This window comes from Curtobacterium sp. TC1, assembly GCF_019844075.1.
Classification (GTDB): Bacteria; Actinomycetota; Actinomycetes; order Actinomycetales; family Microbacteriaceae; genus Curtobacterium.
In genome coordinates this window covers 3,468,090-3,491,825 of the sequence record NZ_CP081964.1, presented here as the reverse complement: position 1 = coordinate 3,491,825, position 23,736 = coordinate 3,468,090, and the positions used below count along the sequence as shown (strand labels likewise).

Below are 23,736 nucleotides of genomic sequence, written 5' to 3'. Positions count from 1 at the left end.
TGGACAGACGGGGTACCCGACGCCTGTCGCCCGTCGTCAGTGCGGTGTCGTGTCCCACCGGCGGAGCAACCACTCCGCCGCGGCCAGGCCCTCGCGGCGTTGGAAGTCGCGGATGGTCGGCATGTTCGGCGGTGCCGGCGGCAGCGCGTGCTCGAAGAACAGTCCGGCGAGACCAGCGAGGACGGCGTCGACCGTCGCGGCGGGCAGGCCGGCGAACACCGGGTGGGTGGCGAGGTGGTGGTCGACGTCGCTGTCCTCGCCGCGGACGAGCGTGTCGACCAGGTAGGTCAGCGGGTCGAGCCAGTGCGCGCCGATGCTCGCCCACGGCCAGTCCACGACCCAGACGACCCCGGAACCGTCGACGAGCAGGTTGTCGGCACGGCAGTCGGCGTGCACGAGGTGTTCGCCGTCGACGAGTGCCGCTGCTCGGTCGGCGGCTCGGGCGATCGCGGGTCCGGCGGTGAGGACGTGTGCCGGCACGACCTCGGCCACCCGGTCGGCCAGGGTCGGGTCACCGAGCATCCGGTCCCAGGCGCTGAACTCGTGGCGCAGGTCGTCGGCGATCCGGGGGAGGGCACGGAGATTCCCGGTCGCCGGCGGCAGGGTGTCCAGCGCGTCGAGCACCGCCGCGGTGTCCCTGCCGTCGAGCGATTCCCCGGGGTGCTCGCCCTCGATGTCGTCGAGGACCAGGACGACCCATTCGTCGCCGTCCACGGTGGCGTCGAAGGCGTCCAGCAGGCGCGGCGCCTGCACCGTCGACGGCAGCTGCGCCACCACACGGGCTTCCCGGCGGTGCAGGTCGAAGGCATCGGCGTTCCGCGATCGCGAGACCGTCTTGACGAACGCCCGCCGCCCCGTGGCCGTGACCACACGATCGGCACTCCCCGGCGACCACCCGGCCGCCTGGGACTCGGTGGTGGTCACCGTTCCGCCGAGGGTCTGCTCCACCCGGTCGCGCAGGTTCGCCGGCACGTCCGTCCACGCAGTTCGCCCCATGCCCGACGACGCTACCTGAGAAGCCGTTCACGAACGTGCACGGATGGCAAGTTTGCGTTGGCGGCAAACGTGCTCGTGATGTAAAGTTGCAGCGTCTGCAAGGTTGACCCGCCGTTCGACGGCCCGCCACACACGCTCCGGCGTCCCTTGCCCGCACGACGACCACCACGCACCCCTGAAGGACCCGCATGTCTACTGCCACCGCACCCGTCGAGGTGTCGCGCGGACGACACGACTCCCCGGCCAGCACGCCGGGCAAGCCGATCATGTCGCACCGTCAGATCCTGCTCGTCATCTACGGCCTCATGGCCGGCATGTTCCTGTCGTCGCTCGACCAGACGATCGTCGGCACCGCGATCCGCACCATCGGCGACGACCTGCACGGCCTCGACCAGCAGGCCTGGGTCACGACCGCCTACCTGATCGCGTCGACCATCACGACGCCGATCTACGGCAAGCTCTCCGACGTCTTCGGCCGCCGCCCGCTCTACATCTTCGGCATCGCGGTCTTCATCCTCGGCTCGCTGCTCTCGACGATGTCGACCTCGATGATCATGCTCGCCGCGTTCCGCGCCTTCCAGGGCATCGGTGCCGGTGCGCTGATGTCGCTGCCGCTCGCGATCATGGGGGACATCCTCGCCCCACGTGAGCGCGCGAAGTACCAGGGCTACTTCCTCGCGGTCTTCGGCATCTCGTCCGTCATCGGCCCGCTCATCGGCGGCCTGTTCGCCGGCGCGAGCACGATCCTCGGTGTCACCGGCTGGCGCTGGGTCTTCCTGATCAACGTGCCGATCGGCGTCGCGGCGCTCCTGATGGTCATCGCCTTCCTGCACCTGCCGAAGTTCGGTGACGCCAAGGCGAAGCCGCGCATCGACTGGTGGGGTGCCACCTCGGTCATCGCGACGCTCGTCCCGCTCCTGCTCGTGGCCGAACAGGGCCGTACTTGGGGTTGGGGATCCGCCGGTGCCATCGCCTGCTACGTGATCGGCGCGCTCGGACTCGTCGCCTTCCTGGTGATCGAGACCCTGATGAAGGACGACGCGATCATCCCGCTCAAGCTGTTCCGCTCGGGCACCTTCTCGATGGCCACGATCCTCGGCTTCCTGGTCGGCTTCGCGATGTTCGGCGCCATGCTGACCATCCCGCTGTACCTGCAGATCGTCACGGGGTTGACCCCGACGGAGTCCGGCTTCGCGACCCTGCCGATGATCGGCGGTCTGATGATCGCCTCGATCGCCTCAGGACAGATCGTCGCCCGCACCGGTCGCTACCGGATCTTCCCGGTGATCGGCACGGCCCTGGTCTCGGTCGGCTACGTCGTCCTGACGTTCATGACGATCGACAAGCCGCTCTGGTTCCTGATGATCGGCATGTTCCTGATCGGCCTCGGCCTCGGACAGCTCATGCAGAGCATCACCCTGGCCTCGCAGAACTCCGTGCAGCCGCGTGACATGGGTGTGGCGACGTCGTCCGCCACGTTCTTCCGCCAGATCGGTGGAACGCTCGGCACGGCGGTCCTGCTCAGCGTCCTGTTCTCGATCATGCCGGCGAACATCCTGCACGCCACCGCGGACCAGAAGAACCTGTCGGGTGCGCTCGACGCCGCCCTGAACCCGACCGTCGCCACCGCCGAGGCGAACGCGGGCGTCATGGAGCAGATCTGGAACCCGATCGTCACCCCGGTGAAGTCGCAGGTGCAGTCCGGCCTCGACCAGGCCACGGCGCAGGTCACCACGGCCACGGCCGGTGAGCCGGAGGCCGTGCAGCAGCAGGCCCTCACCGCCGCAGCAGACAAGGCGCACGCCAGCGTGCAGGACGGCAAGCTCGTGGTCGACTGGTCGGACGCCTCGCAGCGCTCGTACTGGGTCGGTGAGCTCGCGCCCGAACTGTCGAAGCAGATCGACGAGGGGTCCGGCGACGCCAGCAGCTCGAGCAGCGAGACGAGCGACACGTCCTACCTCAACGGTGCGACCCCGGCGCTGACCAAGCCGTTCATGACCGGCTTCAACGCGTCGGCCGTGACGGTCTACTGGGTCGGCTTCGCCGTGATCCTGCTCGCGTTCGTCCTCAGCTGGTTCTTCAAGGCACCGCCGCTCCGCAAGAGCTCGGCCCTGCAGGAGCAGGCCGACCAGGCCGGGACCGCTGATGACCTCGAGGTGCAGGCCGTCAAGGCAGCCGACACGATGGGGTCGCCCACGGCACCCGTCACCGGATCGATCCCCGTGCAGCGGGACCGCTCGTAGGACCGGCCACCGGGGCCTCTCGTCACCAGACGGGAGGCCCCGACCCGCAGCAGGAGCAGCAGTGAGCACGATCGAATCGCACCCGGCAGGCGACAGCGGCCTGCGGGAACGCAAGAAGCAGCAGACCCGGCACGCGATCCACCATGCCGCACTGGCGCTGGTCTCCGACCGGGGCCTGGCCGGCGTCACGGTCGAGGAGATCTGCGCCGACGCCGGCGTCTCGCCCCGCACCTTCTTCAACTACTTCCCGTCGAAGGGCGACGCGGCACTCGGGCTCCCCGAGAGCTCGGTGCCCGAGGCGGCGCGGCAGGCGTTCCTGACCGCGGAGGGCGCGCTCGTGTCGGACCTGTGCGACCTCGTCGCCCGGACGGTGACACTGCCCGCGGACCGCCGTCGCATGAAGGAACTCGTGCAGGCGCGACCCGAGATGGTGCCCGCGATGCTGCAGTGGATGGCGCGGGCCCGGCTCGCCGTGTTCACGGTCGCCGCCGAGCGCACCGACGTCGACTCCGCGCGGACCGCGGTGACGCTCGTCATGGCGGCGCTCATCGAGTCGGCACACCGCTTCGCCGACGGCTCGCGCGACGAGCTGGCGGACCGCCTCCGCGGCGTGGTGGCGGAGATGGGCCGGCTCGCCACCGCCTGAAACGCGACCACGACCTGGAGGCGCGGTACGGGTCCGACCCGCACCGCGCCTCCCGTCCGTGGTTCCGCCGCAAGCCGCGCAGCCATCCGACGACTTCGCCCCGTTCGAGACCAGAACGTGACGAAGAGTTCTCTTGACGCCGGAGACATCCGATGTTTTGATTGCCTCGTTCGGTCGACGGAGACCGGACGGCAGGAGACACGAATGAGCCGCATCACCGGTCTGCACGTGCGCGACATCCGCTTCCCGACCTCTCGGGAGCACGACGGATCCGACGCCATGAACCCCGCCCCCGACTACTCGGCCGCCTACGTCGAGATCACGACCGACGCCCTGGACGGACACGTCGGCACCGGCTTCGTCTTCACCATCGGCCGCGGCAACGAGGTGCAGGAAGCCGCGATCGCCGCCCTGCGCAGCCACGTCGTCGGCGCCGACACCGAGGCGGTCCTGGCGGACATGGGCGGCACATGGCGCGCGATGGTCCACGACTCGCAACTGCGGTGGCTCGGCCCGGAGAAGGGCGTCATGCACATGGCCATCGGCGCCGTCGTGAACGCACTCTGGGACCTCCGGGCGAAGCGCGCCGGACAGCCTCTCTGGGCACTGCTGGCCGACCTGAGCCCCGAGGAGCTCGTCGACCTGGTCGACTTCCGGTACCTCACCGACGCCATCACCCCCGCCGAGGCGCTCGAGCTGTTCCGTGCCGCCGAACCGCACCGTGCGACCCGTCGGGCTCGGCTCGAGCAGCAGGGCTACCAGGCGTACACGACCACCCCGGGCTGGCTCGGCTACGACGACGAGAAGCTCGCCCGGCTCTGCCGCGAGGCCGTCGACGAGGGCTTCGAGCAGATCAAGCTCAAGGTCGGCGGCGACGTCGACGAGGACGTCCGCCGGATGGGCATCGCCCGCGCCACGGTCGGCCCCGACGTCCGCATCGCGATCGACGCCAACCAGCGGTGGGACGTCGACGAAGCCGTCGCCTGGATCGAGCGGCTCCGCCCCTTCGACATCGCCTGGGTCGAGGAGCCGACGAGCCCCGACGACATCCTGGCGCACGCCGAGATCGCCCGGCGCATCGCCCCGATCCCCGTCGCGACCGGTGAGCACATGGCCAACCGGGTGATCGCGAAGCAGCTCATCCAGGCGCGATCGATGTCGGTGCTGCAGATCGACGCGACCCGCGTCGCCGGGGTCAACGAGAACCTCGCGATCCTGCTCCTCGCCGCGAAGCACGGCGTCCGGGTCTGCCCGCACGCCGGCGGAGTCGGCCTGTGCGAGGCGGTGCAGCACCTGTCGATGTTCGACGCCGTCGCGCTGTCCGGCGACCTCGACACCCGCTGCATCGAGTTCGTCGACCACCTGCACGAGCACTTCGTGACGCCGGTGGACGTCCACGACGGTCGCTACTGGCCGCCGACCGCCCCCGGAGCCGGCACCGAGATGCTCGCCGACTCCCTCGACGCCTACGCCTTCCCGGACGGCCCGGCCTGGGCCGTGGTCGACACCGAGTCGGTCCCCGACGCGGTCCGCGTCGCCTGAGCCGGCACGCAAGCAAGCCAGCAACCCACCCCACACACCCCATCACCACGACGAAGTGGAGACACCGATGCAACGACGACGACTCACCGCGGGGCTCGCGGCAGCAGCAGCTGCCGCCCTCGTGCTCACCGGCTGCTCCTCCGGCAGCAGTGCCGGTGGAAGCCAGTCGAAGGACGCCCTGACCTGGTCCATGTGGATCGCCGGGAAGGAGGACAAGGCCGCCTGGCAGAAGGTCGCCGACACCGTGAAGAGCGAGGACGACATCACCCTGACGATCCAGGGCGCGCCGTTCGAGAACTACTTCACGAAGCTCAGCACGCAGTTGAGTGCGGGCGGCGCCCAGTGCGTCGTGAGCATGCAGTCGCTCCGCACCGCGAACTACACGTCGTCGCTGCTGCCGCTCGACGACCTCGCGGAGCAGGACGGCACCGACCTGTCCGCGTTCGACAGCACCGCGCTCGACGGCATGAAGGTCGACGGGAAGCTCTACGGCCTGCCCTACGACACCGGGCCCATCATGATGTTCTACAACAAGGACGTCTTCACGAAGGCTGGCGTGGCCGAGCCGGAGCCGGGATGGACCGTCGACGACTTCGAGGCGGCGGGCGCCGCGCTCAAGGCGAAGGGCGTCACCATGTTCGGTTCGACGGTGGGCGACCTCAACCTCGAGTCGATGGTCTACGGCTACAACGGTGGCCGGGTGATCACGTCCGACGGCGAGTTCGATGCGTCGAACGCGAAGTTCGCGGACGGCCTCGACTGGCTCTCGACACTGGTGAAGAAGGGCTACGCGACGCAGGCGTCGTCGGACGCGTCGACGCCGGGCAACGACTTCGCCGCCGGCAAGGTCGCGATGTACACCGACGGTCCGTGGTCGCTCATCAGCCAGAAGGCCAAGGTGAAGTTCGACCTCGGGGTCACGACGCTCCCCGCGGGGACGTCCGGTCCGTCGACCTTCGCCGCCGGGTCCGGCTTCGGTGTCTCGAAGCAGTGCAAGTACCCGGAGCAGGCGTTCAAGGCCGTCCAGACGATGACCAGCGAGAAGGTCCTGACGTCGCTCGCCGAAGCGGGACGAGCCTTCCCCGGCCGCACCGCTGCCCAGTCGGCGTGGTACTCGAGCGCCGACATCGACGGCGCCGAGGCCGCGCTCAAGGCGGGACTCGCCAAGTCCTCGCCGCTCCTCGGGAACAAGCAGAGCGACCAGCTCTCCCAGCTGTTCACGCAGTACGCCCTGCAGGCGGTGAACGGGCAGACCTCCGGCAAGGAGACGATGTCCTCCATCGCCGGCCAGCTCGGCACGCAGTGACCAGCTGAACCAACGAGCGGACTGGAGGCCCGTTGCAGCCCCGCCACGGGCCTCCCGTCCGATCCATCCCCTGTTCAGGACCGCGCGAACGACGAGGAGGTCGTCGCATGACCACCATCCAGGACCCACCGGCCGAAGCGGCCGTCCCCGCGGTCGCGACCGCGATCGCGGTCGGAGCCGCCACCCCGCGGCGGAAGGACGGCGAGGACACGAGCGCGCTGGGGCGCCGCTCCTGGTGGGGCGCCGCGTTCGCGGCACCGCACTCGATCGGACTCGTCGTCTTCACGGCGTTCCCGATCATCGCCTCACTCGTCGTCAGCTTCATGAACTGGCCCATGCTCGGCGAGCGCAGCTGGGCCGGCATCGAGAACTACACCCGGCTCTTCGCCGACCCGGTCTTCCGCACCGTGGCCCTCAACACGGCGCTGTTCGTGGTGCTCTACGTGCCCCTCAACCTCGTCGTGTCGCTCGGGCTCGCCGCCTGGCTGACGCCGCGGATCGCCGGCCGGCACGTCTTCCGCGTCCTGTTCTTCATCCCGACCATCACGCCGATCGTCGCGAACGTCGTGGTGTGGCGGATGCTGTACCAGCCCGGAGGGGCGATCGACGCGTCACTGCAGTCCACCGTGGGCGTGCACGCGCCGAACTTCCTCGCCGACGAGCACTGGGCGATGCTCGCCATCGTCGCGATGAGCGTGTGGCAGGGCTTCGGCTACAACATGCTGATCTTCTCGGCGGCGCTCGACGCCGTGCCGGAGAACCAGATCGAGGCCTCGCAGCTCGACGGTGCGAACGCCTGGCAGACCTTCTGGGCCATCAAGTTCCCGCTCATCTCGCCGTCGGTGTTCTTCGCGACGATGATGACGCTGATCACCTCGTTCCAGGTGTTCGTGCAGCCGTTCGTCCTCACCAAGGGCGGGCCGGGCACCGCGACGGAGACCCTCGTGCAGTACATCTACAACACCGGCTTCCAGAACCAGCAGCTCGGTCTGGCCTCGGCCGGCGCCTGGGTGCTGTTCGTCATCATCCTCGGGATCACGGCCGTCCAGTTCCTCGGGCAGAAGCGGTGGGTGCACTATGAGTGAAGCGGTCCGCGGGCAAGTCGCTGCCACCACGTCGAACCGGACGGTCAACCCGCGTGCCGTCGCCAGGACGAAGTCCGCGCCACGACCGGGGCGGGTCCGGCACGCGATCGGGTACGCCCTGCTCTGCCTCGTCACCCTCCTGTTCGTCTCACCGCTCATCTACATGGTCGCGACGAGCCTCAAGCCCGCCGACCAGGTGTTCACCACCCCGCCGACGCTCTGGGGTCGCTCGCTCGAGTGGGAGAACTACGTGCAGGCGTTCACCTACCTGCCGTTCGCCCGCTTCATCCTCAACGGTGTCTTCGTCGCGGCGGTCGGCACGGCCATCAACGTCGCCGTGGCCGTGCTCTCCGGGTACGCGTTCTCACGACTCCGTTGGCGCGGCCGGAACACGGTGTTCCTGCTGTTCCTCGTGACGCTGATGATCCCGCAGGACGTCCTCGTCATCCCGATGTACGTGATGATGCAGGGCTTCGGCTGGGTCGACACGTTCCAGGCGCTCATCATCCCGTGGGCGTTCACGGCCCTCGGCGCGTTCCTGGTGCGGCAGTTCTTCCTGACCGTGCCGCAGGAACTCGACGACGCCGCCCGGGTCGACGGTGCCGGTGCCATCCGGACCTTCTTCTCGGTGATGCTCCCGCTCGCCCGGCCGACGATGGCCGTCCTCGCGGTGTTCTCGTTCATCTCGTACTGGAACTCGTTCCTCTGGCCGCTCGTCATCGTCAACGACGTCGAGGCCCGGGGCACCATCCCGCTCGGCCTGCAGCAGTTCTTCGGGCAGCAGGGCTCCGAGTGGAACCTCGTGATGGCGGCATCGGTGATCTCGATGCTGCCCACCGTGATCCTGCTCGTCCTGCTGCAGAAGCACCTCGTCAAGGGCATCGTCACCAGCGGCCTCGGCGGCCGGTGACACCCCTCCCCCCTCTGAAAGGAACACTGGCCTCATGACCATCACCGCACCTGCAGAGCCGCAGACCGCGACCGACGCCGCCGGGTTCCCCGCGTGGTTCACCCACGACCGGTTCGGCATGTTCATCCACTGGGGGCTCTACGCCCTGCCGGCACGGCACGAGTGGGTGAAGAACCGCGAACGGATCACCGACGCCGACTACCAGAAGTACTTCGACCACTTCGACCCCGACCTGTTCGACGCCGCCGACTGGGCCCGCCGTGCTCGCGAAGCCGGCATGAAGTACGTCGTGCTCACCACGAAGCACCACGAGGGCTTCTGCCTCTGGGACAGCAAGCTCACCGACTACAAGTCCACGAACACCCCGTTCGGTCGCGACATCGTGCGCGAGTTCGTCGACGCAGTCCGGGCCGAGGGGCTGCGGGTCGGTTTCTACCACTCGCTCATCGACTGGCACCACCCCGACTTCACCGTGGACGGTGTGCACCCCCGGCGCGACGACTCGCCCGAGGAGATCGAGGCGTTCGACCAGGGCCGCGACATGTCGCGCTACCGGGAGTACCTGCACGGTCAGGTCGAGGAGCTGCTCACCGACTACGGGCAGGTCGACTACCTGTTCTACGACTTCTCGTACCGGGACAACGACCACGAGGACATCTGGGGCGGCAAGGGTCGGGACGACTGGGGCTCCGAGGAGCTCATGGCCCTGACGAAGCGCCTGCAGCCCGGCATCATCGTGAACGACCGGCTCGACATCCCCGGCGACCTGGTCACCCCGGAGCAGTACCAGCCGGACAAGCCGATGGAGGTCGACGGTGCTCCGGTGCCGTGGGAGGCCTGCCAGACACTCAACGGTTCGTGGGGCTACGACCGCGACAACGTGAACCTCAAGCCCGTCGACCTGCTCGTCCGCATGCTCGTCGACGGTGTCTCGAACAACGGGAACATGCTGCTCAACATCGGCCCCACCGGCCGGGGCGAGTTCGACGGGGTCTCCCGCCAGACCCTCGACGGCATCGGCACGTGGATGCACCAGCACGCCCGGTCCGTCTACGGCGCCGGGCCGTCGTCCTTCGTCGCGCCGCGCAACACCGTGTACACGCAGAACGGCAACCGCCTGTACCTGCACCTGTTCGCGTGGCCGTTCGAGCACGTGCACCTGCCCGACCTGGCCGGCAAGGTGGCGTACGCACAGCTGTTGAACGACGCGTCGGAGCTGCACTTCCGCGAGATCCCGCCGGGGACCCGCGCGCAGAACACCGGGCTCGGCGGGCAGCCGGCTGGGACGCTGACGCTCACGCTGCCGATCGTGCGACCGGACGTCGCCGTGCCGGTGGTCGAACTGTTCCTGCGCGACTGATGCAGCGCATCCTGTCGAGGACCCGACTGCGGGCGGGGAACGAGGCCGCGTACGACGCCGTGCACGCCTCGGTCCCGCCCGAGCTCGCGGCCCGACTGCGCGAGGCCGGCGTGCACGACTGGACGGTGTGGCGCGACGGGCTGGACCTGGTCCACCTCATCGAGGTCGAGGACTACCGCGCGATGCGTCGGGCGCTCGCCGACGACCCGGTCAACGCCGCGTGGCAGGAGACGATCAACCCCCTGCTCGAGGCCGACGACGACTACTCGGGGAACGACGACGGCGTCCCGCGGGTGTGGTCGCTCGCCGGCCAGGTGGACGCATGACGGAGCTCGACCTCGACCGGGGACCGTTCTGGTTCGGCGGCGCCGGCATCGGCAACCTGCTGGGCACGGTGTCCGACGACGACGCCCGCGCCACGGTCGACGCCGCGTGGGACGCCGGCGTGCGCGGGTTCGACACCGCGCCGCACTACGGCCTCGGGCTGTCCGAACGACGGCTCGGGGCGGCGCTCGCCGACCGCCCGCGTGACTCGTTCCTGGTGTCGACGAAGGTCGGGCGGCTGCTCGTGCCCGGTCGCGGCGACGGGGACGACCTGGCGTCCGGCGGGTTCGCGGTGCCGAACGACACCGTGCGGCAGTGGGATCCGTCGCCGTCGGGCGTGCGGCGGTCGTTTGACGAGTCGCTCGGACGGCTCGGACTCGACCACGTCGACGTCGCGTACCTGCACGACCCCGACGTCTACTCGCTCGAGGACGGCCTGACGCAGGCACTGCCGACGCTCGCCGAGCTGCGGGACGAGGGTGTCGTCCGGGCCGTCGGTGTCGGGTCGAACTCGGTCGACGCCCTCGACGCCGCGGTGTCCACCGGGCTGTGCGACGTCATCATGCTCGCGGGGCGGTACACGCTGCTCGAACAGCCGGCGGCGGAGCTCGTCGCCCGGTGCGCCTCGCTCGGTGTCGCGGTCGTCGCGGTCGGGGTCTACAACTCGGGCCTGCTCGGGCGGGACCGGCCGGACGCCACGGCGACGTACGACTACGCGGCTGCTCCGGCCGAGCTCGTCGCGCGGGCGAACGCCATCGCCGACGTGTGCGAGCAGCACGGGGTCACGTTGCCCGAGGCCGCGCTGGGGTTCCCGCTCCGAGCGGCTGCGGTCGCCGCGATCGCGCTCGGCGTGCAGTCCGCGGAGCAGGTGCGCTCGAACGTGGAGCGGGCCGCGGCCGTCGTCCCGGAAGCCCTGTGGGAGGACCTGCGCGCCGCGGGCCTGCTCGCCGCCTGAGCCCCGCACGACCAAAGTCACCCCGAACCGCACGGATGCGCGGTTCGGGGTGACTTCGGTGGTGCGGCGGGTCGTGCCCGGCGAGACCTGCCTAGCGGGTCTTGGCGCTGCGACCCGAGAAGCGGATGTAGATGATCAGCACGATGATGGCGCCGATGATCGAGCCGATGATGCCGGCGGGCTGGAAGAAGCCGTCCATCGGGTCGTGCTGGAAGATCAGGAAGCCGAGGAACCCGCCCACGAACGAGCCGATGATGCCCAGCAGGATGGTCATGGGGATCGAGATGTTCTGCTTGCCGGGGACGACGAGCCGGGCGATGGCGCCGGCGATGAGTCCGACGATGATCAAGCTGATGATGAGACCGAGCACGGTTTCCTCCTCGTGGGTGCGGTTGCCGCGGCATGGTTGCCGGAGTCAGGGCCGACGACCAACGCAACACCCACCCACCTGCACGCGCTCTCGGTTTCAGTCGAGGGAGCGTCGCAACCAGCGCTCGACACCCTCGACGTGCGACACCACCAGGGCCTGCACGAGCTGTGGATCGCGCCGTCGGATGGCGTCCACGATCGCGGCGTGCTCGTCGAGCGTGCGCTGCACGGAGCCGTTCTGCGTCAGCCCGCGCCAGACCCGCACCCGCACGGTCTTGCTCGACAGGGCGTCGAGCAGCCCGGACAGGTACTGGTTGCCGCCGATGCCCGCGATGGTCGAGTGGAACAGCAGGTCGTGGGCCACGAGGTCCTCGACGCCGGTGTCCTCGCCGACGGACTGCATCAGGGTCGCGAGCTCGTCGATCTGCTGCTCCGAGGCCCGCGCGGTCGCCAGGACGGCGGACGCGGGCTCGAGGATGCGTCGGACCTCGAGCAGGTCGACGAGGGACCGGTCGTGGTGCATGTCGACGACGAACGACACGGCCTCGAGCAGGACGCCCGGTTCGAGCGAGGTCACGTAGGTGCCGTCACCGCGTCGGACGTCGAGCACGCGGATGAGCTCGAGGGCCTTCACCGCCTCGCGCAGACTGTTCCGCGACAGGCCGAGCGACTCGCTCAGTTCCTTCTCGGGCGGGAGGCGCTGCCCGGGTTGGAGCTCACCGCTCACGATCATCTGCTGGATGCGTGCGATCGCATCGTCGGTCAGCGACGCCACGTCACCACCTCCTGATCCCGGCCCGCTCGCGGACGCGAGCCGACAGGACGACGATAGCCGGGCCTCCCGGTCGTCACGGGCCGACCATCAGGCGGGCCGCAGCCGGAGGGCCTGCATCCCGCCGTCGACCGCAAGGTCGACGCCCGTCGTCGACCGGGCGAGCGGGCTCGTCAGGTACGCGACCGCCTCGGCGACCTCCTCCGCCTGCACGAGCCGACCGTGCGGCTGCCGGGCCTCGAGGGCAGCACGCTCCGCGGCCGGGTCACCTGCGGTCGACAGCAACCGCGCCACCCACGGGGTGTCGGCGGTCCCCGGGTTCACGGCGTTGACGCGGATGCCCTCGCGGATGTGGTCGGCAGCCATGGCGCGGGTCAGGGCGGCGATCGCGCCCTTCGTCGCCGAGTAGAGCGCCCGTTGGGGCAGCCCCGCGGTCGCGGCGATGGAGCAGGTGTTCACGATGCTCGCGTTGCCCGACGCCCGCAGGTGGGGGAGCGCGGCCCGCGACAGCCGGACGGCACCGAGGACGTTGACCTCGTACACGCGGCGCCACTCGTCGTCGGGGTTGTCCTCGACCGTGCCCTGCGCGCCGATGCCGGCGTTGTTCACCAGGACGTCGAGGCCGCCGAGCTGCTCGACGGCGGTGGCGACGGCGGTGCGGACGGAGGCGTCGTCGCTGACGTCGCACGTGACGGAGACGAGCCCCTCGGCGGTGGACGGCTGGAGGTCGAGGACGGCGACCGTTGCGCCGCGATCTCGCAGCGCGACGGCGATCGCGGCGCCGATGCCCGACGCGCCCCCGGTGACGATCGCCCGGACGCCGTCGTGGCTGTCGGCGGGGCCGGTGCGGGTGCTGCCGGTGCTGCCGGTTGGGTCTGCCATCAGGCTGCCCCGACCGTCTGGCGCTGCGAGCCGAGCCCGTCGGCGGTGAGCTCGACGACGTCGCCGGGCTGCAGGTAGGGCGCGTGACCGGCCAGTGCCACACCCGCCGGGGTGCCCGTGCTGATGACGTCGCCGGGGTACAGCACCATGAACTGCGACAGGTACCGGACGATCTCCACAGGCCGGAAGATCATGTCGGCGGTGGTCCCGTCCTGCCGGACCTCGCCGTTGACGGTCAGCCGGAGCGCGAGTGCCGCGGGGTCGAGGCCGGCGGCGTCGAGCGACCGGGGCGTCACCAGCCACGGGCCGAGCGGGTTGAAGGTCTCGCAGGACTTCCCCTTGTCCCACTGCCCGCCGCGCTCGAGCTGGAACTCGCGCTCGGACACGTCGTTCGCGATGGCGTAGCCGGCGATCGACGCCTCGGCCGCCGCATCGGACTCGCAGTACCGGGCGGTGCGGCCGATGACGATCGCGAGCTCGATCTCCCAGTCGGTCTTCGTGCTGTTCCGGGGGATCAGGACCTCGTCGTCGGGGCCGATCACCGTCATCGGGTCCTTCATGAACACGATCGGTTCGGTGGGGATGTCGGCACCGGTCTCGGCAGCGTGGTCGCGGTAGTTCAGGCCGATGCAGACGACCTTGCCGGGCCGGGCGATGGGTGCACCGCGCCGCATGCCGTCGGCCCGGTCACGGTCGATGCTCGTCAGGTCGCCGGCGCTGCGTGCGTGGTCGACGCGGCCGACCGGGTCCGAGGCCAGGAAGGCCCCGTCGACGTCACTGGTGATGGAGCGGAGGTCGAAGACCTCGCCGTCGGTGTCGATGGCCACGGGGATCTCGCTCCCCGCCGGGCCGAGTCGTGCGAACTGCATCGTTCCTCGCTCTCCGGCTGCGCCAGTGCAGCCGTAGACATCCTATGTCTGTGTGTGGCCCCGGACAAGGTAGACGCGTTCCGCGGTACCGCTGAGGACGGCTTCGTGCTCGGTCGTCGACAGGTCGGCGAGTGCCGCCGTCGTCCGCTGCACGACGTCGGCGTACCCGGTCGCCAGGGTCGACACCGGCCAGTCCGAGCCGAACATCGACCGTTCGGGACCGAACTGCTCGACGACCCCGCGGACGTACCGGTCGACGGGGCGGTCACGCCAGTCCGGGCCGGCCTCGGTGAGCAGGCCGGAGACCTTGCACGTGACATTCGGGCGTGCTGCGAAGTCGGTCAGCCGGCCCCGCCAGGCCGGGTCGCCGGTGTCGATCGACGGCTTGCCCGCGTGGTCCAGGACGAACGACGCCTGGGGGACGGCATCGATCAGGGTCAGTGCGGCAGTGTGCTCGCGCGCACGGACGAGGACGTCGAACACCAGGCCGGCGGCGGCGAGTGCGTGGACCCCGCGGACGACGTCGGGGCGGGCGAGCCAGTCCGCGTCGGGTTCATCCTGCGCCTGGTGCCGGATGCCCACCAGGCGCTCGCCGCCGGGCAGCGCTCGAACGGCGGCGATCCGGTCGGTCACGTCCGGCGCGGTCAGGTCCACCCAGCCGACGACGCCCGCGACGGGTCCGGGTTGCTCGAGCAGCCAGGCGGTCTCGCCGGGGTCGTGCACAGCCTGCACGACGATGGTCCGCGTCACGCCGGTGCCCTGCGTCGCCGCACGGAGGTCGTCCACGTCGAACCGGCGGCGGATCGGGGCGACGGCGTCGTCCATCCAGGGGTACGGCCGGTCGGCGGGGTCCCAGAGGTGGTGGTGAGCGTCGATGATCACGCGCTCATGATGCCCGATTCATCCGATGTCCGCCCGGGTGTGCCGGTGCCGCGTTCCCCCGAGACTCGGCGTGGGCGACAGAACTCGGGCTCGGAGCCCCGAGACGAGTCGCTCAGCCCGAGCCTCGGGGCGAGCTGCCCGAGTCTCGGGCGCGAGCGCCCGCCGCTCAAACGGCGCCGGAGGCCTCGAGCTCGGCGCGCAGCTCGGCGTCGGACGGCTCGACGAAGTGCTTGCCGTTCGGCAGCACGACGACGGGGATGTTCTTCCGCCCGCTGATCGCCTCGGCACGGTCGGCCGCCGACAGGTCCTGCTCGACGTCGACGTACTCGTAGTCGACGCCGAGGGTGTCGAGCAGCGCCTTCGACCGACGGCAGTCGCGGCACCAGTCCGCGCCGAACATCGTCACCTTGTCGAACGCTTCGGTCGTGGTTGCATCGCTCATGCCCAGAGAGTACGTCGGCGGGCCCCCGCGCATTCCCTACGATTGATGCATGCCGCCAGGACCCGACCCCGAGACGCGATCCTGGGCGTCGACGGCCGTCCGGCGCTTCGCCGCGGTGACGAACCTGCTCGTGGCGGCTCGCCGGTTCCGCATCGTCGGTGGCGACCCCCGCGACGCCGCGGCGCTGCACGAGCTGCTCACCGGACTCGGCGCACGCCCGGCCGCGGAGCACGAACCGATCGACCAGCTCTGGTGCCTCGGTTCCCCCGAGGTCTCCACCCCCGTCATCGAGCGCGAGGCCGACCGTCCCCGTAGTGCCACGCTCATCGTGATCGACGCCGGCCGCCACCTGCCCGCCGTCGACGAGGACGCCTTCGGTCCCGTCGCCACCGCACGCCCAGGGGTGCTCGGCGTCCCGATGCTCTCCGACGACGTCTTCCTGGTCTCCACCGGCCGCGACCCCGAGGACGACCCGGCGGCCGACGCCCGCCTGCGCTGGGCTCGACGCTCCATGCCCGTCTCGCGTGCGGTCGCCGCGGAACTCCGCGACGGCGGACTGCTCCGTGGCACCCGCATCGGCGTCGCGATGTTCCTCGAGCCGAAGACGGCGGTGCTGAGCCTGTTGCTGCGCGACGCCGGGGCAGAGGTCGTCGTCTACGCGCACGCCGACGAGACCGACGACGCCGTGGCCGCGTCGCTCCGGGCAGCGGGTCTGACGGTGTACGCGAGCAGCACCGCCTCGCTGTCGGAGCAGAAGGCGCTCGCCCTCGCGATGCTCGACACCCGGCCGCACATCCTGCTCGACGACGGTTCGCACGTCATCCGGCTCGCCCACCAGGAACGACCGGACCTGCTGCCGACGATGCTCGGCGCGGCCGAGGAGACCACGAGCGGCCTCCGACCCCTGCGTGTGATGGCGTCGCGGGGCGAGCTCGGCATCCCCGTGGTCGCCGTCAACGACGCCCGCACCAAGACGTTCTTCGACAACCGGTACGGCACCGGGCAGTCGACGGTGTTCGCGGTGCTCGACCTGGTCGACGGGCTCCCGTCCGGCACGCACCGGGTGATCCCGGGAGGCGCGGCGGTCGTCGCCGGATTCGGGCACGTCGGCGAAGGGGTCGCGCTGGTGCTCTCCGCCCTCGGGTTCCGGATCACGGTCGCCGAGACGGATCCCGTGCGCGCCCTGCAGGCGCTGTTCGCCGGCCACGCCGTCGCGCCGCTCGCCGAGGCGGTGCAGGACGCCGACCTCGTGGTGAGCGCCACCGGGGTCGCCGACACCATCGACCTGCGGGTGCTGCGCTCGTGCGCGGACGGGGCGGTCGTCGCCGTCGCGGGCGGGGTCGACCACGAGGTCGCGCTGGCCGACGCGATGGCGGCCGGTGCCACCCGACAGCAAGTGGGCCCGAAGGCCGAGCGCCTCGTGTTCCCCGATGCCGACAGCGGGCCCATCGTGCTCGACCGCGGCGGGTGCATCAACATCACGGCGGCCGAGGGCAACCCGATCGAGATCATGGACCTGTCCTTCGCGGCGCAGCTCGGGGCCGTCCGCATGCTGCTCGAGCGGGGCGACGAACTGGAGCGAGCCGTCGTGCCCATCGACCCTGCGGTCGACGACGCAACCGCGCGCACGGCGCTCGCCGCCTTCGGAGCGCACCCCGTTCCTCCCGTCCGCCTTGCCGAGCACCCGGCGGACCGCGAGCCGGACGTCCGGACGCGCCGTTTCGGAGACCCCGCATGAGCGCCACGCACCCGCGTGTCGACCACCCGGTCGTCGTGCACGCGGCACGCGTCGTCGTGCCGATGACCGCGCCCCCGATCGCGGACGGCGCGGTCGCCGTGCAGGACGGCCGCATCCTGCACGTCGGCGACCGGTCCTGGGTCGTCGACCAGCTCGCCGGCTCGGGCACGACGTTCACCGAACGGCAGTGGCGCGGAGCCCTCCTGCCGGGACTCGTCAACGCGCACTCGCATCTGCAGTACACCGGCATGGCCAGTGTCGGCCGCGGCCAGTACGCCGGTTTCGAGGACTGGGCGGCCGCGTTCAACGAGGACTACGCCGAGCCGCACGACTGGCGGGCCGAAGCCGCTGCGGGCGCGGCGGCGTCGATCCGCGCCGGCGTCACGAGCATCGCGGACATCGTCACCGACATCGAGGCGTCCACCGCGCTCGAGGACGCCGGGCTCGGCGGCATCGCCTACTGGGAGGTGATGGACTGGGAGAACGACGCCTGGCAGTCGCACGGCCGCGACCAGGTGCTCGACGAACTCGCCCGGATCCCGACCACCCCCGGGGCCGGCCTGTCACCGCACGCGCCCTATTCGCTCGAGGTCGCGCCCCTGCTCGAACTCCCCGACATCGTCCGGCAGCGCGGGCTCCGGCTGCACCTGCACCTCGGTGAAGCGGCCTTCGAGGGGGAGCGCGTCGCCCTCGGACCGGTTCCCGGACTCGACGGCGTCGACGGCGTCGGCCACGGCAACGACTGGCACCTGGCGAACGTGCCCTCGTTCCGGGCGCTGCGGGCCTTCGGGTTCGGGGCGAGCGCCACCGCGTTCGTCGACCGGCTCGGGGTGCTCGGCCCGGACTGCCACATCGCGCACGGCGTCTACATGACCGCCGCCGACCGGGCACTCCTGCGCGCCCGTGGCACCGCCGTCGCGCTGTGCCCGCGGTCGAACGCCGTCATCGGCCTCGACCCGCCGCCCGTCGCCGACTACCTGCGCGAGGGCAGCCCGATCGCCATCGGCACCGACTCGCTCTCGTCGTCGCCGTCCCTCGACCTGATGGCCGACGTCACCGCCCTGCACCGGATCGCCCGCGCCCAGGGCTACGGGCACCGCGACCTGCACGAGCGGCTCCTGGCGGCGGCGACGCTCGGCGGTGCGCACGCCATGGGGCTCGCCGTCGGACCGGACCGCATCGGCCACCTCGCCGTGGGCGCCCGCGCCGACCTGGCCGTCTTCGACGTCGACGCCCGGACCGTGCCCGACGCACTCGCCGAGCTCGTCGAGGACGGTGCCGGGCGCGCAGCCGCCACCGTCATCCGTGGGGTCGTCCGCGCCGTCGACGGAGCGCTGACCGGCGTGCCCACGTCGTCGCCCGACCGCCCTGCCCGCCCTGTCATCCCTGTGGAGGAATCATGACCGAGACCGCACCCCGCCCCGGCATGGCCGCCCGTCGCACCGTCGACGGCGAACTGATCGAGTGGCTCGACGTGCCGAAGCGCGCCATCGCCCTCGGCATGGAACCGCACCCCGAAGGCGGTTGGTACGTCCGCACCTGGACCTCGCCGGCCACGGTGACGACGCCCGCGGGGGACCGTCCCGCTGCCACCCTGATCCACTTCCTGCTGCCCCCGGGCGAGGCCTCGGCCTGGCACCGGGTCACGAGCGACGAGATCTGGATGTGGCACGGGCCCGACACCGTCGAGCTCGAACTCGGCGGCTCCGGTGATGCTCCCGAGCCCGGCGCGCGGATCACCCTCGGGCCCGACGCCGGTCGCGATCGGGTGAACGACGCGCAGGCGTTCGTGCGCGGTGGCGTGTGGCAGCGGACGATCCCGAACGACGGCGAGGTGCTGCTGAGCTGCCTCGTGTCGCCGGGGTTCTCGTTCGAGGACTTCACGATGGCGGACTGACGTACCACATTGGTATGTTCGTCGGATGGACTCCGGTCGCGTTCCCGCCCTCGCCCGTGCGGCCCTCGACGCACCGTTCGAGTTCGCGTACGTCGACGAGACCGGCGACAAGGGTGATCCGGCTGCTTCTCCGGGCGCGACTCGCACCTACACGCTGGGGTGTGTGCTCGTCCCGGGCGGAGACTGGACCGATCGTCTCGACTGGCTCACGGGGGTCCGTCGTGAGATCCGGGACACGTACGGCATCCTCCTGCGCCACGAGCTCAAGGCGAACGTGCTCCTGCGTGGACGAGGAGATCTCCGTGACCTGGGGCTCGGGGACGGCCAGCGGCGCGATGTGTTCCGGAGGTCGCTCGGTGCGCTGACCGTCGTGGCCTCCGGGGTCTTCGCGATCGTCATCGACAAAGAGGCCCGCCCGATGGACTACCGGCCCGAGGACCGCGCGTGGACGTACCTGCTCCAGCGTCTCCGGATCCGGTCCGAGCAATCCGGCACACCGATCATCCTCGTGCACGACGGAGGTGACGACGCAACGGTCCGCGCGATCCACCGCAGGTTCCGTCGGCACAGCTTCGCACCAGGGGGTACTCGCGTCAGCGCGCCGCTGCTCGTCGAGGATCCAGTTCCTCGTGACTCCGCGTCCTCGTACTTCATCCAGGCAGCCGACTTGGTCGCGTACGCAGGGTTCCGGCGGTTCCAAGCGCCCGGCTCGAAAAGCGGCAGCGTCTGCGACGAGACGATGTGGGCCGAGCTACGGCCCGTCTGGCGCACCGAGGTGACGAACGCTCGTCGCGATGCGATCGTCGTCTGGCCGTGACGGAGTTCGAGGACGTCCCTGGCGCAGAAAGGGGGCGCCCCGTGCTGGGACGCCCCTTGATCTCAGACCTCAGCCGAGCATGCGCCCGGTTCAGCCCGCGTCGCCAGATTACCAGCCGCTCGTCGCCTCGTCGACTGGTGTGTGACACGGGACCGGGTCGCGTGAGACGCCAGGAGTCGCGTTGGTATCCCAGCGCGAAGTACACTTCGACCTGCCCCCAGCCCCTCGCACGAAGGCCTCGACCGTGACCCGATCCCTCCGCTTCACCCTCGCCGTCGCCACCGCCGCGGTCGCCGCCCTCGCCCTGTCGGCCTGCTCCTCCGGGGGCAGCAGCTCCGGCTCGGACGGCACCGTCACCGACGGCAAGCTGACGATCGCCACCGGTGAGCCGGCGTACTCGCCGTGGATCGAGGACAACAAGCCGGAGTCCGGCAAGGGCTTCGAGTCCGCCGTGGCCTACGCGGTCGCGAAGGAGATGGGCTACAGCAAGTCCGACGTCGTCTGGAAGCGCAGCACCTTCGACAGCGCGATCGCACCGGGTCCGAAGGACTGGGACCTCAACGTCCAGCAGTTCTCGATCGACGCCAAGCGCAAGAAGGCCGTCGACATGTCGAGCGCGTACTACACGACCACGCAGGCCGTGGTGACGACCAGCACCTCGAAGGCCGTCGACGACACGAGCATCGCCGCCCTCAAGAAGGACGCGATCGGGGTCGCCACCGGGTCCACGTCGATCGCGAGCGTGAAGAGCGTGCTGGGGATCACCCCGCAGGTCTTCAACTCGAACGACGACGCCGTGCTCGCACTGAAGTCGGGCCAGATCGACGCGATCGTCACCGACCTGCCGACGGCGTTCTACATGGCCGCAGCGCAGCTCGACGACGGCACGGTGTCGGCGCAGTTCCCGTCCGACGGCAAGGGTGACCAGTTCGGCTTCGTCCTGCCGAAGGGCTCGGAGCTCACGAGCAAGGTGGACAAGGCACTCAAGTCGCTGACGGACGACGGCACGCTCGAGGACCTGCAGACCAAGTGGCTCTCCTCGGAGACCAACACCCCGGTCCTGAAGTAACCGCATGACCGTGCCAGCAGGCGCCGGGACCCCGGTCGCCGCAGCCGCGCCGAGCCAGGTCGAGGCCGAGCGGCGGCTCTACCGCCGGCAGCGCGGACGCCGGTCGATCGTGGTGTCGGTGGTGTCGACGCTCGTGGTGATCGCGATCGCCTACTTCGGCGTCGTGAACACCCCCGGCTGGGCAGCGGTCCAACAGTCGTTCTTCGATCCGCAGACCGCGATCGACACCTTCCCGGACATCTTGCTGGGCCTCTGGCTGAACGTCCGGATCCTGTTCTTCAGCGCCATCGGCGTCGCGGTGTTCGGCACCCTGCTCGCAGTGGTGCGGGGCCTGCGGAACCCGGTGTTCTTCCCGCTGCGGATGCTGGCGACCGGCTACACGGACCTGTTCCGCGGCCTGCCGCTCATCATCGTGCTGTACCTGGTCGGCTACGGGATCCCCGGGCTCGGGGTGTTCCCGCGGCTCCCCGCCGAGGTCTGGGGCACCATCGCGATCGTCCTGACGTACTCGTCGTACATCGCCGAGGTCCTGCGTGCCGGCATGGAGGCCGTGCACCCGTCGCAGCGTCTCGCCGCCCGGTCGCTCGGACTCTCGCACGCGAAGACCCTGCGGCTCGTGGTGCTGCCGCAGGCGATCCGCAAGGTCACACCGGCGCTGATGAACGACTTCGTCTCGATGCAGAAGGACGTCGGTCTGGTGTCGATACTCGGCGCCGTCGACGCGGTCCGGTCGGCGCAGATCGCCCAGGCGGAGACCTACAACTTCACGCCGTACTTCGTCGCGGGACTGCTGTTCGTGGTGATCAGCCTGCCGCTGATCCGCGTCACGGACGCGATCGCGCGCCGCCAGCAGCGGCGCGAGCAGATCGGAGGGACCGTATGAGCGAGGTCGGCCAGGAGGCCCGTGGTGCGTCGGGTGCGGACGCTGCGGTCCTCGAACTGCGTGGGGTGCGCAAGGCCTTCGGCGAGCACGAGGTCCTGCGCGGCATCGACCTGACGCTGCACCGCCACGAGGTCATCTGCGTCATCGGGGCGTCCGGCTCGGGCAAGTCGACCCTGCTCAAGACGGTGAACCTGCTCGAGGGCATCGACGACGGCGAGATCCTGCTGCAGGGGACCGACATCGCCGATCCCCGCATCGCCGTCGACGGCGTCCGTGCACGGATCGGCGTGGTGTTCCAGCAGTTCAACCTGTTCCCGCACATGACCGTGCTCGACAACGTGACGCTCGCCTCGCGCCAGGTGCACGGCGTCGGGCGGGCCGAGGCAGAGGCGACCGCGCGTCGGCTGCTCGAGCGCATCGGGCTGGCGGAGTTCGCCGACGCCTACCCGGACCGGCTCTCCGGCGGGCAGCAGCAGCGCGTCGCGATCGTCCGGGCGATCGCGTCCGACCCCGAGCTCCTGCTGCTCGACGAGGTCACGAGCGCACTCGACCCCCAGCTCGTCGGCGAGGTGCTCGACCTGGTCACCGAGCTGAAGCGGCAGGGCTCGACGATCCTGATGACCACGCACGAGATGCACTTCGCACGGAACGTCGCCGACCGGATCGTGTTCCTGCACCGGGGCGAGGTCGTCGAGCAGGGTGTCCCCGCCGAGGTCCTCGACGCACCGCAGCACCCGGCGCTCATCGAGTTCCTCTCCCGCGTCCACGCCTAGGGCGTCAGCAGCACCTTCCCGACGACCTCGCCGTCGCGGACCTTCCGGTGCGCCTCCTCGACCTCGGCCAGCGGCAGGACGGTGTCGATGACCGGTCGGACGCTGCCGTCGGCGACGAAGGGCCAGACGTGCTCGCGGACGGCGGCGACGATGGCGGCCTTCTCGGCGAGCGGGCGGGCGCGCAGGGTCGTGCCGCTGATCGACGCCCGCTTCCGCATCAGCGCACCGAGGTCGAGTTCGGCGGTGCTGCCGCTGCCCGAGGCGATGACGGCGATGTGCCCGTTGGGCGCGAGGGCCTGCAGGTTCCGTGCCAGGTAGGCCGGCCCGACGACGTCGAGGACCACGTCGACCCCGACGCCGTCCGTGAACGCCAGGACGCGTTCGACGAAGTCCTCGGAGCGGTGGTCGACGACCAGGTCGGCACCGAGGTCCCGCGACGCCTGGACCTTGCGGTCGCCGCCGCTCGTGGCGATCACCGTCGCGCCCAGCGCCTTCGCCCACAGCACGGCGTGGGAGCCCATGCCGCCGGTGCCGCCGTGCACGAGCAGGGTCTGGCCGGGGCGGAGTCCGGCGAGCATGCCGATGTTCGAGTACACGGTGCAGGCGGCCTCGGGCAGGCCGGCGGCCTCGACCAGGTCGACGGAGTCGGGGACGGGCAACACCTGGGCTGCCGGTGCCACGACGAGCGACGCGTAGCCGCCGCCGGACAGCAGCGCGCACACGCGGTCGCCGACGGCCACCGCGGTCACGCCGTCACCGAGCGCCCGGACGGTGCCGGAGACCTCGAGCCCGAGGATCTCCGAAGCGCCGGGCGGCGGCGGGTAGTTCCCCGCGCGCTGCTGCAGGTCGGCGTTGTTCACCCCGGCGGCGGCGACCTCGATGAGCACCTCGCCCGCGGCGGGCACCGGGTCGGGCAGGTCGGTCACGGACATGGTGGTGTCGTCGAACGTGATGGCGCGCATGCCCTCGACGGTAC

General features: G+C 70.6%; 24 protein-coding genes. 16 read left to right on the top strand and 8 right to left on the bottom strand.

The genetic code is table 11. The annotated features are described in order from the left end of the window. Positions 1–36 precede the first annotated feature (36 nt). Positions 37–996 carry a phosphotransferase gene (locus tag KZI27_RS17710; protein ID WP_222658642.1) on the bottom strand — a complete coding sequence of 320 codons (960 nt, stop codon included), beginning with the start codon at positions 994–996 and terminating at the stop codon, positions 37–39. Positions 997–1,184: 188 nt separating this feature from the next. Between KZI27_RS17710 and KZI27_RS17705 the strand changes: the two genes are divergently transcribed. The 9 genes from KZI27_RS17705 to KZI27_RS17665 all read left to right on the top strand — a co-directional run bounded on the left by KZI27_RS17705 (position 1,185) and on the right by KZI27_RS17665 (position 11,367). Then, a complete protein-coding gene (locus KZI27_RS17705) occupies positions 1,185–3,239 on the top strand; it encodes an MDR family MFS transporter (protein WP_222658641.1) in 2,055 nt (684 codons plus the stop codon). Positions 3,240–3,300: 61 nt separating this feature from the next. Beyond that, positions 3,301–3,885 carry a TetR/AcrR family transcriptional regulator gene (locus KZI27_RS17700; protein WP_222658640.1) on the top strand — a complete coding sequence of 195 codons (585 nt, stop codon included), beginning with the start codon at positions 3,301–3,303 and terminating at the stop codon, positions 3,883–3,885. A 204-nt stretch (positions 3,886–4,089) separates the two neighbouring features. Further along, positions 4,090–5,427, top strand: coding sequence for an enolase C-terminal domain-like protein (locus KZI27_RS17695; RefSeq protein WP_222658639.1), 1,338 nt, complete (start codon positions 4,090–4,092; stop codon positions 5,425–5,427). 67 nt (positions 5,428–5,494) lie between these two features. Next, on the top strand, positions 5,495–6,733 hold the full coding sequence (locus KZI27_RS17690) for an ABC transporter substrate-binding protein (RefSeq protein ID WP_261783962.1): 1,239 nt from the start codon (positions 5,495–5,497) through the stop codon (positions 6,731–6,733). A 107-nt stretch (positions 6,734–6,840) separates the two neighbouring features. After that, a complete protein-coding gene (locus KZI27_RS17685; RefSeq protein ID WP_222658637.1) occupies positions 6,841–7,818 on the top strand; it encodes a carbohydrate ABC transporter permease in 978 nt (325 codons plus the stop codon). Continuing rightward, positions 7,811–8,728 carry a carbohydrate ABC transporter permease gene (locus KZI27_RS17680; RefSeq protein WP_222658636.1) on the top strand — a complete coding sequence of 306 codons (918 nt, stop codon included), beginning with the start codon at positions 7,811–7,813 and terminating at the stop codon, positions 8,726–8,728. The genes KZI27_RS17685 and KZI27_RS17680 overlap by 8 nt, the downstream gene beginning before the upstream one ends. A 34-nt stretch (positions 8,729–8,762) precedes the next feature. Then, positions 8,763–10,088, top strand: coding sequence for an alpha-L-fucosidase (locus tag KZI27_RS17675; protein ID WP_123312069.1), 1,326 nt, complete (start codon positions 8,763–8,765; stop codon positions 10,086–10,088). Then, positions 10,088–10,414 (top strand): L-rhamnose mutarotase, encoded by a 327-nt coding sequence (locus KZI27_RS17670; RefSeq protein WP_222658635.1) that lies wholly within the window; start codon positions 10,088–10,090, stop codon positions 10,412–10,414. Before KZI27_RS17675 ends, KZI27_RS17670 begins: the two co-directional genes overlap by 1 nt. Further along, positions 10,411–11,367: an aldo/keto reductase gene (locus tag KZI27_RS17665; RefSeq protein ID WP_222658634.1), complete on the top strand. Its 957-nt coding sequence runs from the start codon at positions 10,411–10,413 to the stop codon at positions 11,365–11,367. The genes KZI27_RS17670 and KZI27_RS17665 overlap by 4 nt, the downstream gene beginning before the upstream one ends. A gap of 91 nt (positions 11,368–11,458) precedes the next feature. Here KZI27_RS17665 and KZI27_RS17660 read toward each other — a convergent pair whose 3' ends face one another. The 6 genes from KZI27_RS17660 to KZI27_RS17635 all read right to left on the bottom strand — a co-directional run bounded on the left by KZI27_RS17660 (position 11,459) and on the right by KZI27_RS17635 (position 15,583). Beyond that, positions 11,459–11,737: a GlsB/YeaQ/YmgE family stress response membrane protein gene (locus KZI27_RS17660; protein WP_123312075.1), complete on the bottom strand. Its 279-nt coding sequence runs from the start codon at positions 11,735–11,737 to the stop codon at positions 11,459–11,461. Between the two features lie 96 nt (positions 11,738–11,833). Then, entirely contained in the window at positions 11,834–12,511 is a 678-nt protein-coding gene (locus KZI27_RS17655; RefSeq protein ID WP_111086323.1) for a FadR/GntR family transcriptional regulator, read from the bottom strand. Positions 12,512–12,598: 87 nt separating this feature from the next. Then, on the bottom strand, positions 12,599–13,390 hold the full coding sequence (locus KZI27_RS17650) for an SDR family NAD(P)-dependent oxidoreductase (RefSeq protein ID WP_222658633.1): 792 nt from the start codon (positions 13,388–13,390) through the stop codon (positions 12,599–12,601). Next, positions 13,390–14,259, bottom strand: a complete 870-nt coding sequence (locus KZI27_RS17645) for a fumarylacetoacetate hydrolase family protein (protein ID WP_222658632.1) — start codon at positions 14,257–14,259, stop codon at positions 13,390–13,392. The genes KZI27_RS17650 and KZI27_RS17645 overlap by 1 nt, the downstream gene beginning before the upstream one ends. A 42-nt stretch (positions 14,260–14,301) precedes the next feature. Further along, positions 14,302–15,141: an amidohydrolase family protein gene (locus tag KZI27_RS17640; protein ID WP_222658631.1), complete on the bottom strand. Its 840-nt coding sequence runs from the start codon at positions 15,139–15,141 to the stop codon at positions 14,302–14,304. Positions 15,142–15,307: 166 nt separating this feature from the next. Beyond that, a complete protein-coding gene (locus KZI27_RS17635; RefSeq protein ID WP_123312083.1) occupies positions 15,308–15,583 on the bottom strand; it encodes a glutaredoxin family protein in 276 nt (91 codons plus the stop codon). Between the two features lie 49 nt (positions 15,584–15,632). Between KZI27_RS17635 and KZI27_RS17630 the strand changes: the two genes are divergently transcribed. The 7 genes from KZI27_RS17630 (at position 15,633) to KZI27_RS17600 (ending at position 22,760) form a co-directional block, all read left to right on the top strand. Then, positions 15,633–17,321, top strand: a complete 1,689-nt coding sequence (locus KZI27_RS17630) for an adenosylhomocysteinase (protein WP_222658630.1) — start codon at positions 15,633–15,635, stop codon at positions 17,319–17,321. After that, positions 17,318–18,724, top strand: coding sequence for an amidohydrolase family protein (locus KZI27_RS17625; RefSeq protein WP_261783961.1), 1,407 nt, complete (start codon positions 17,318–17,320; stop codon positions 18,722–18,724). Before KZI27_RS17630 ends, KZI27_RS17625 begins: the two co-directional genes overlap by 4 nt. Further along, positions 18,721–19,218, top strand: a complete 498-nt coding sequence (locus KZI27_RS17620; protein ID WP_235035774.1) for a cupin domain-containing protein — start codon at positions 18,721–18,723, stop codon at positions 19,216–19,218. Before KZI27_RS17625 ends, KZI27_RS17620 begins: the two co-directional genes overlap by 4 nt. A gap of 25 nt (positions 19,219–19,243) precedes the next feature. Then, a complete protein-coding gene (locus KZI27_RS17615; RefSeq protein WP_222658629.1) occupies positions 19,244–20,035 on the top strand; it encodes a DUF3800 domain-containing protein in 792 nt (263 codons plus the stop codon). A 244-nt stretch (positions 20,036–20,279) separates the two neighbouring features. Then, positions 20,280–21,104 carry an ABC transporter substrate-binding protein gene (locus KZI27_RS17610; protein WP_222658628.1) on the top strand — a complete coding sequence of 275 codons (825 nt, stop codon included), beginning with the start codon at positions 20,280–20,282 and terminating at the stop codon, positions 21,102–21,104. A 4-nt stretch (positions 21,105–21,108) separates the two neighbouring features. Continuing rightward, entirely contained in the window at positions 21,109–21,987 is an 879-nt protein-coding gene (locus KZI27_RS17605; protein ID WP_123293349.1) for an amino acid ABC transporter permease, read from the top strand. After that, on the top strand, positions 21,984–22,760 hold the full coding sequence (locus KZI27_RS17600) for an amino acid ABC transporter ATP-binding protein (RefSeq protein WP_222658627.1): 777 nt from the start codon (positions 21,984–21,986) through the stop codon (positions 22,758–22,760). Before KZI27_RS17605 ends, KZI27_RS17600 begins: the two co-directional genes overlap by 4 nt. On the opposite strand, the gene KZI27_RS17595 is transcribed toward KZI27_RS17600, so the two are convergent. Beyond that, on the bottom strand, positions 22,757–23,722 hold the full coding sequence (locus tag KZI27_RS17595; protein ID WP_222658626.1) for an NAD(P)H-quinone oxidoreductase: 966 nt from the start codon (positions 23,720–23,722) through the stop codon (positions 22,757–22,759). The two genes, KZI27_RS17600 and KZI27_RS17595, sit on opposite strands and share 4 nt — an antisense overlap. Positions 23,723–23,736: the final 14 nt, after the last annotated feature.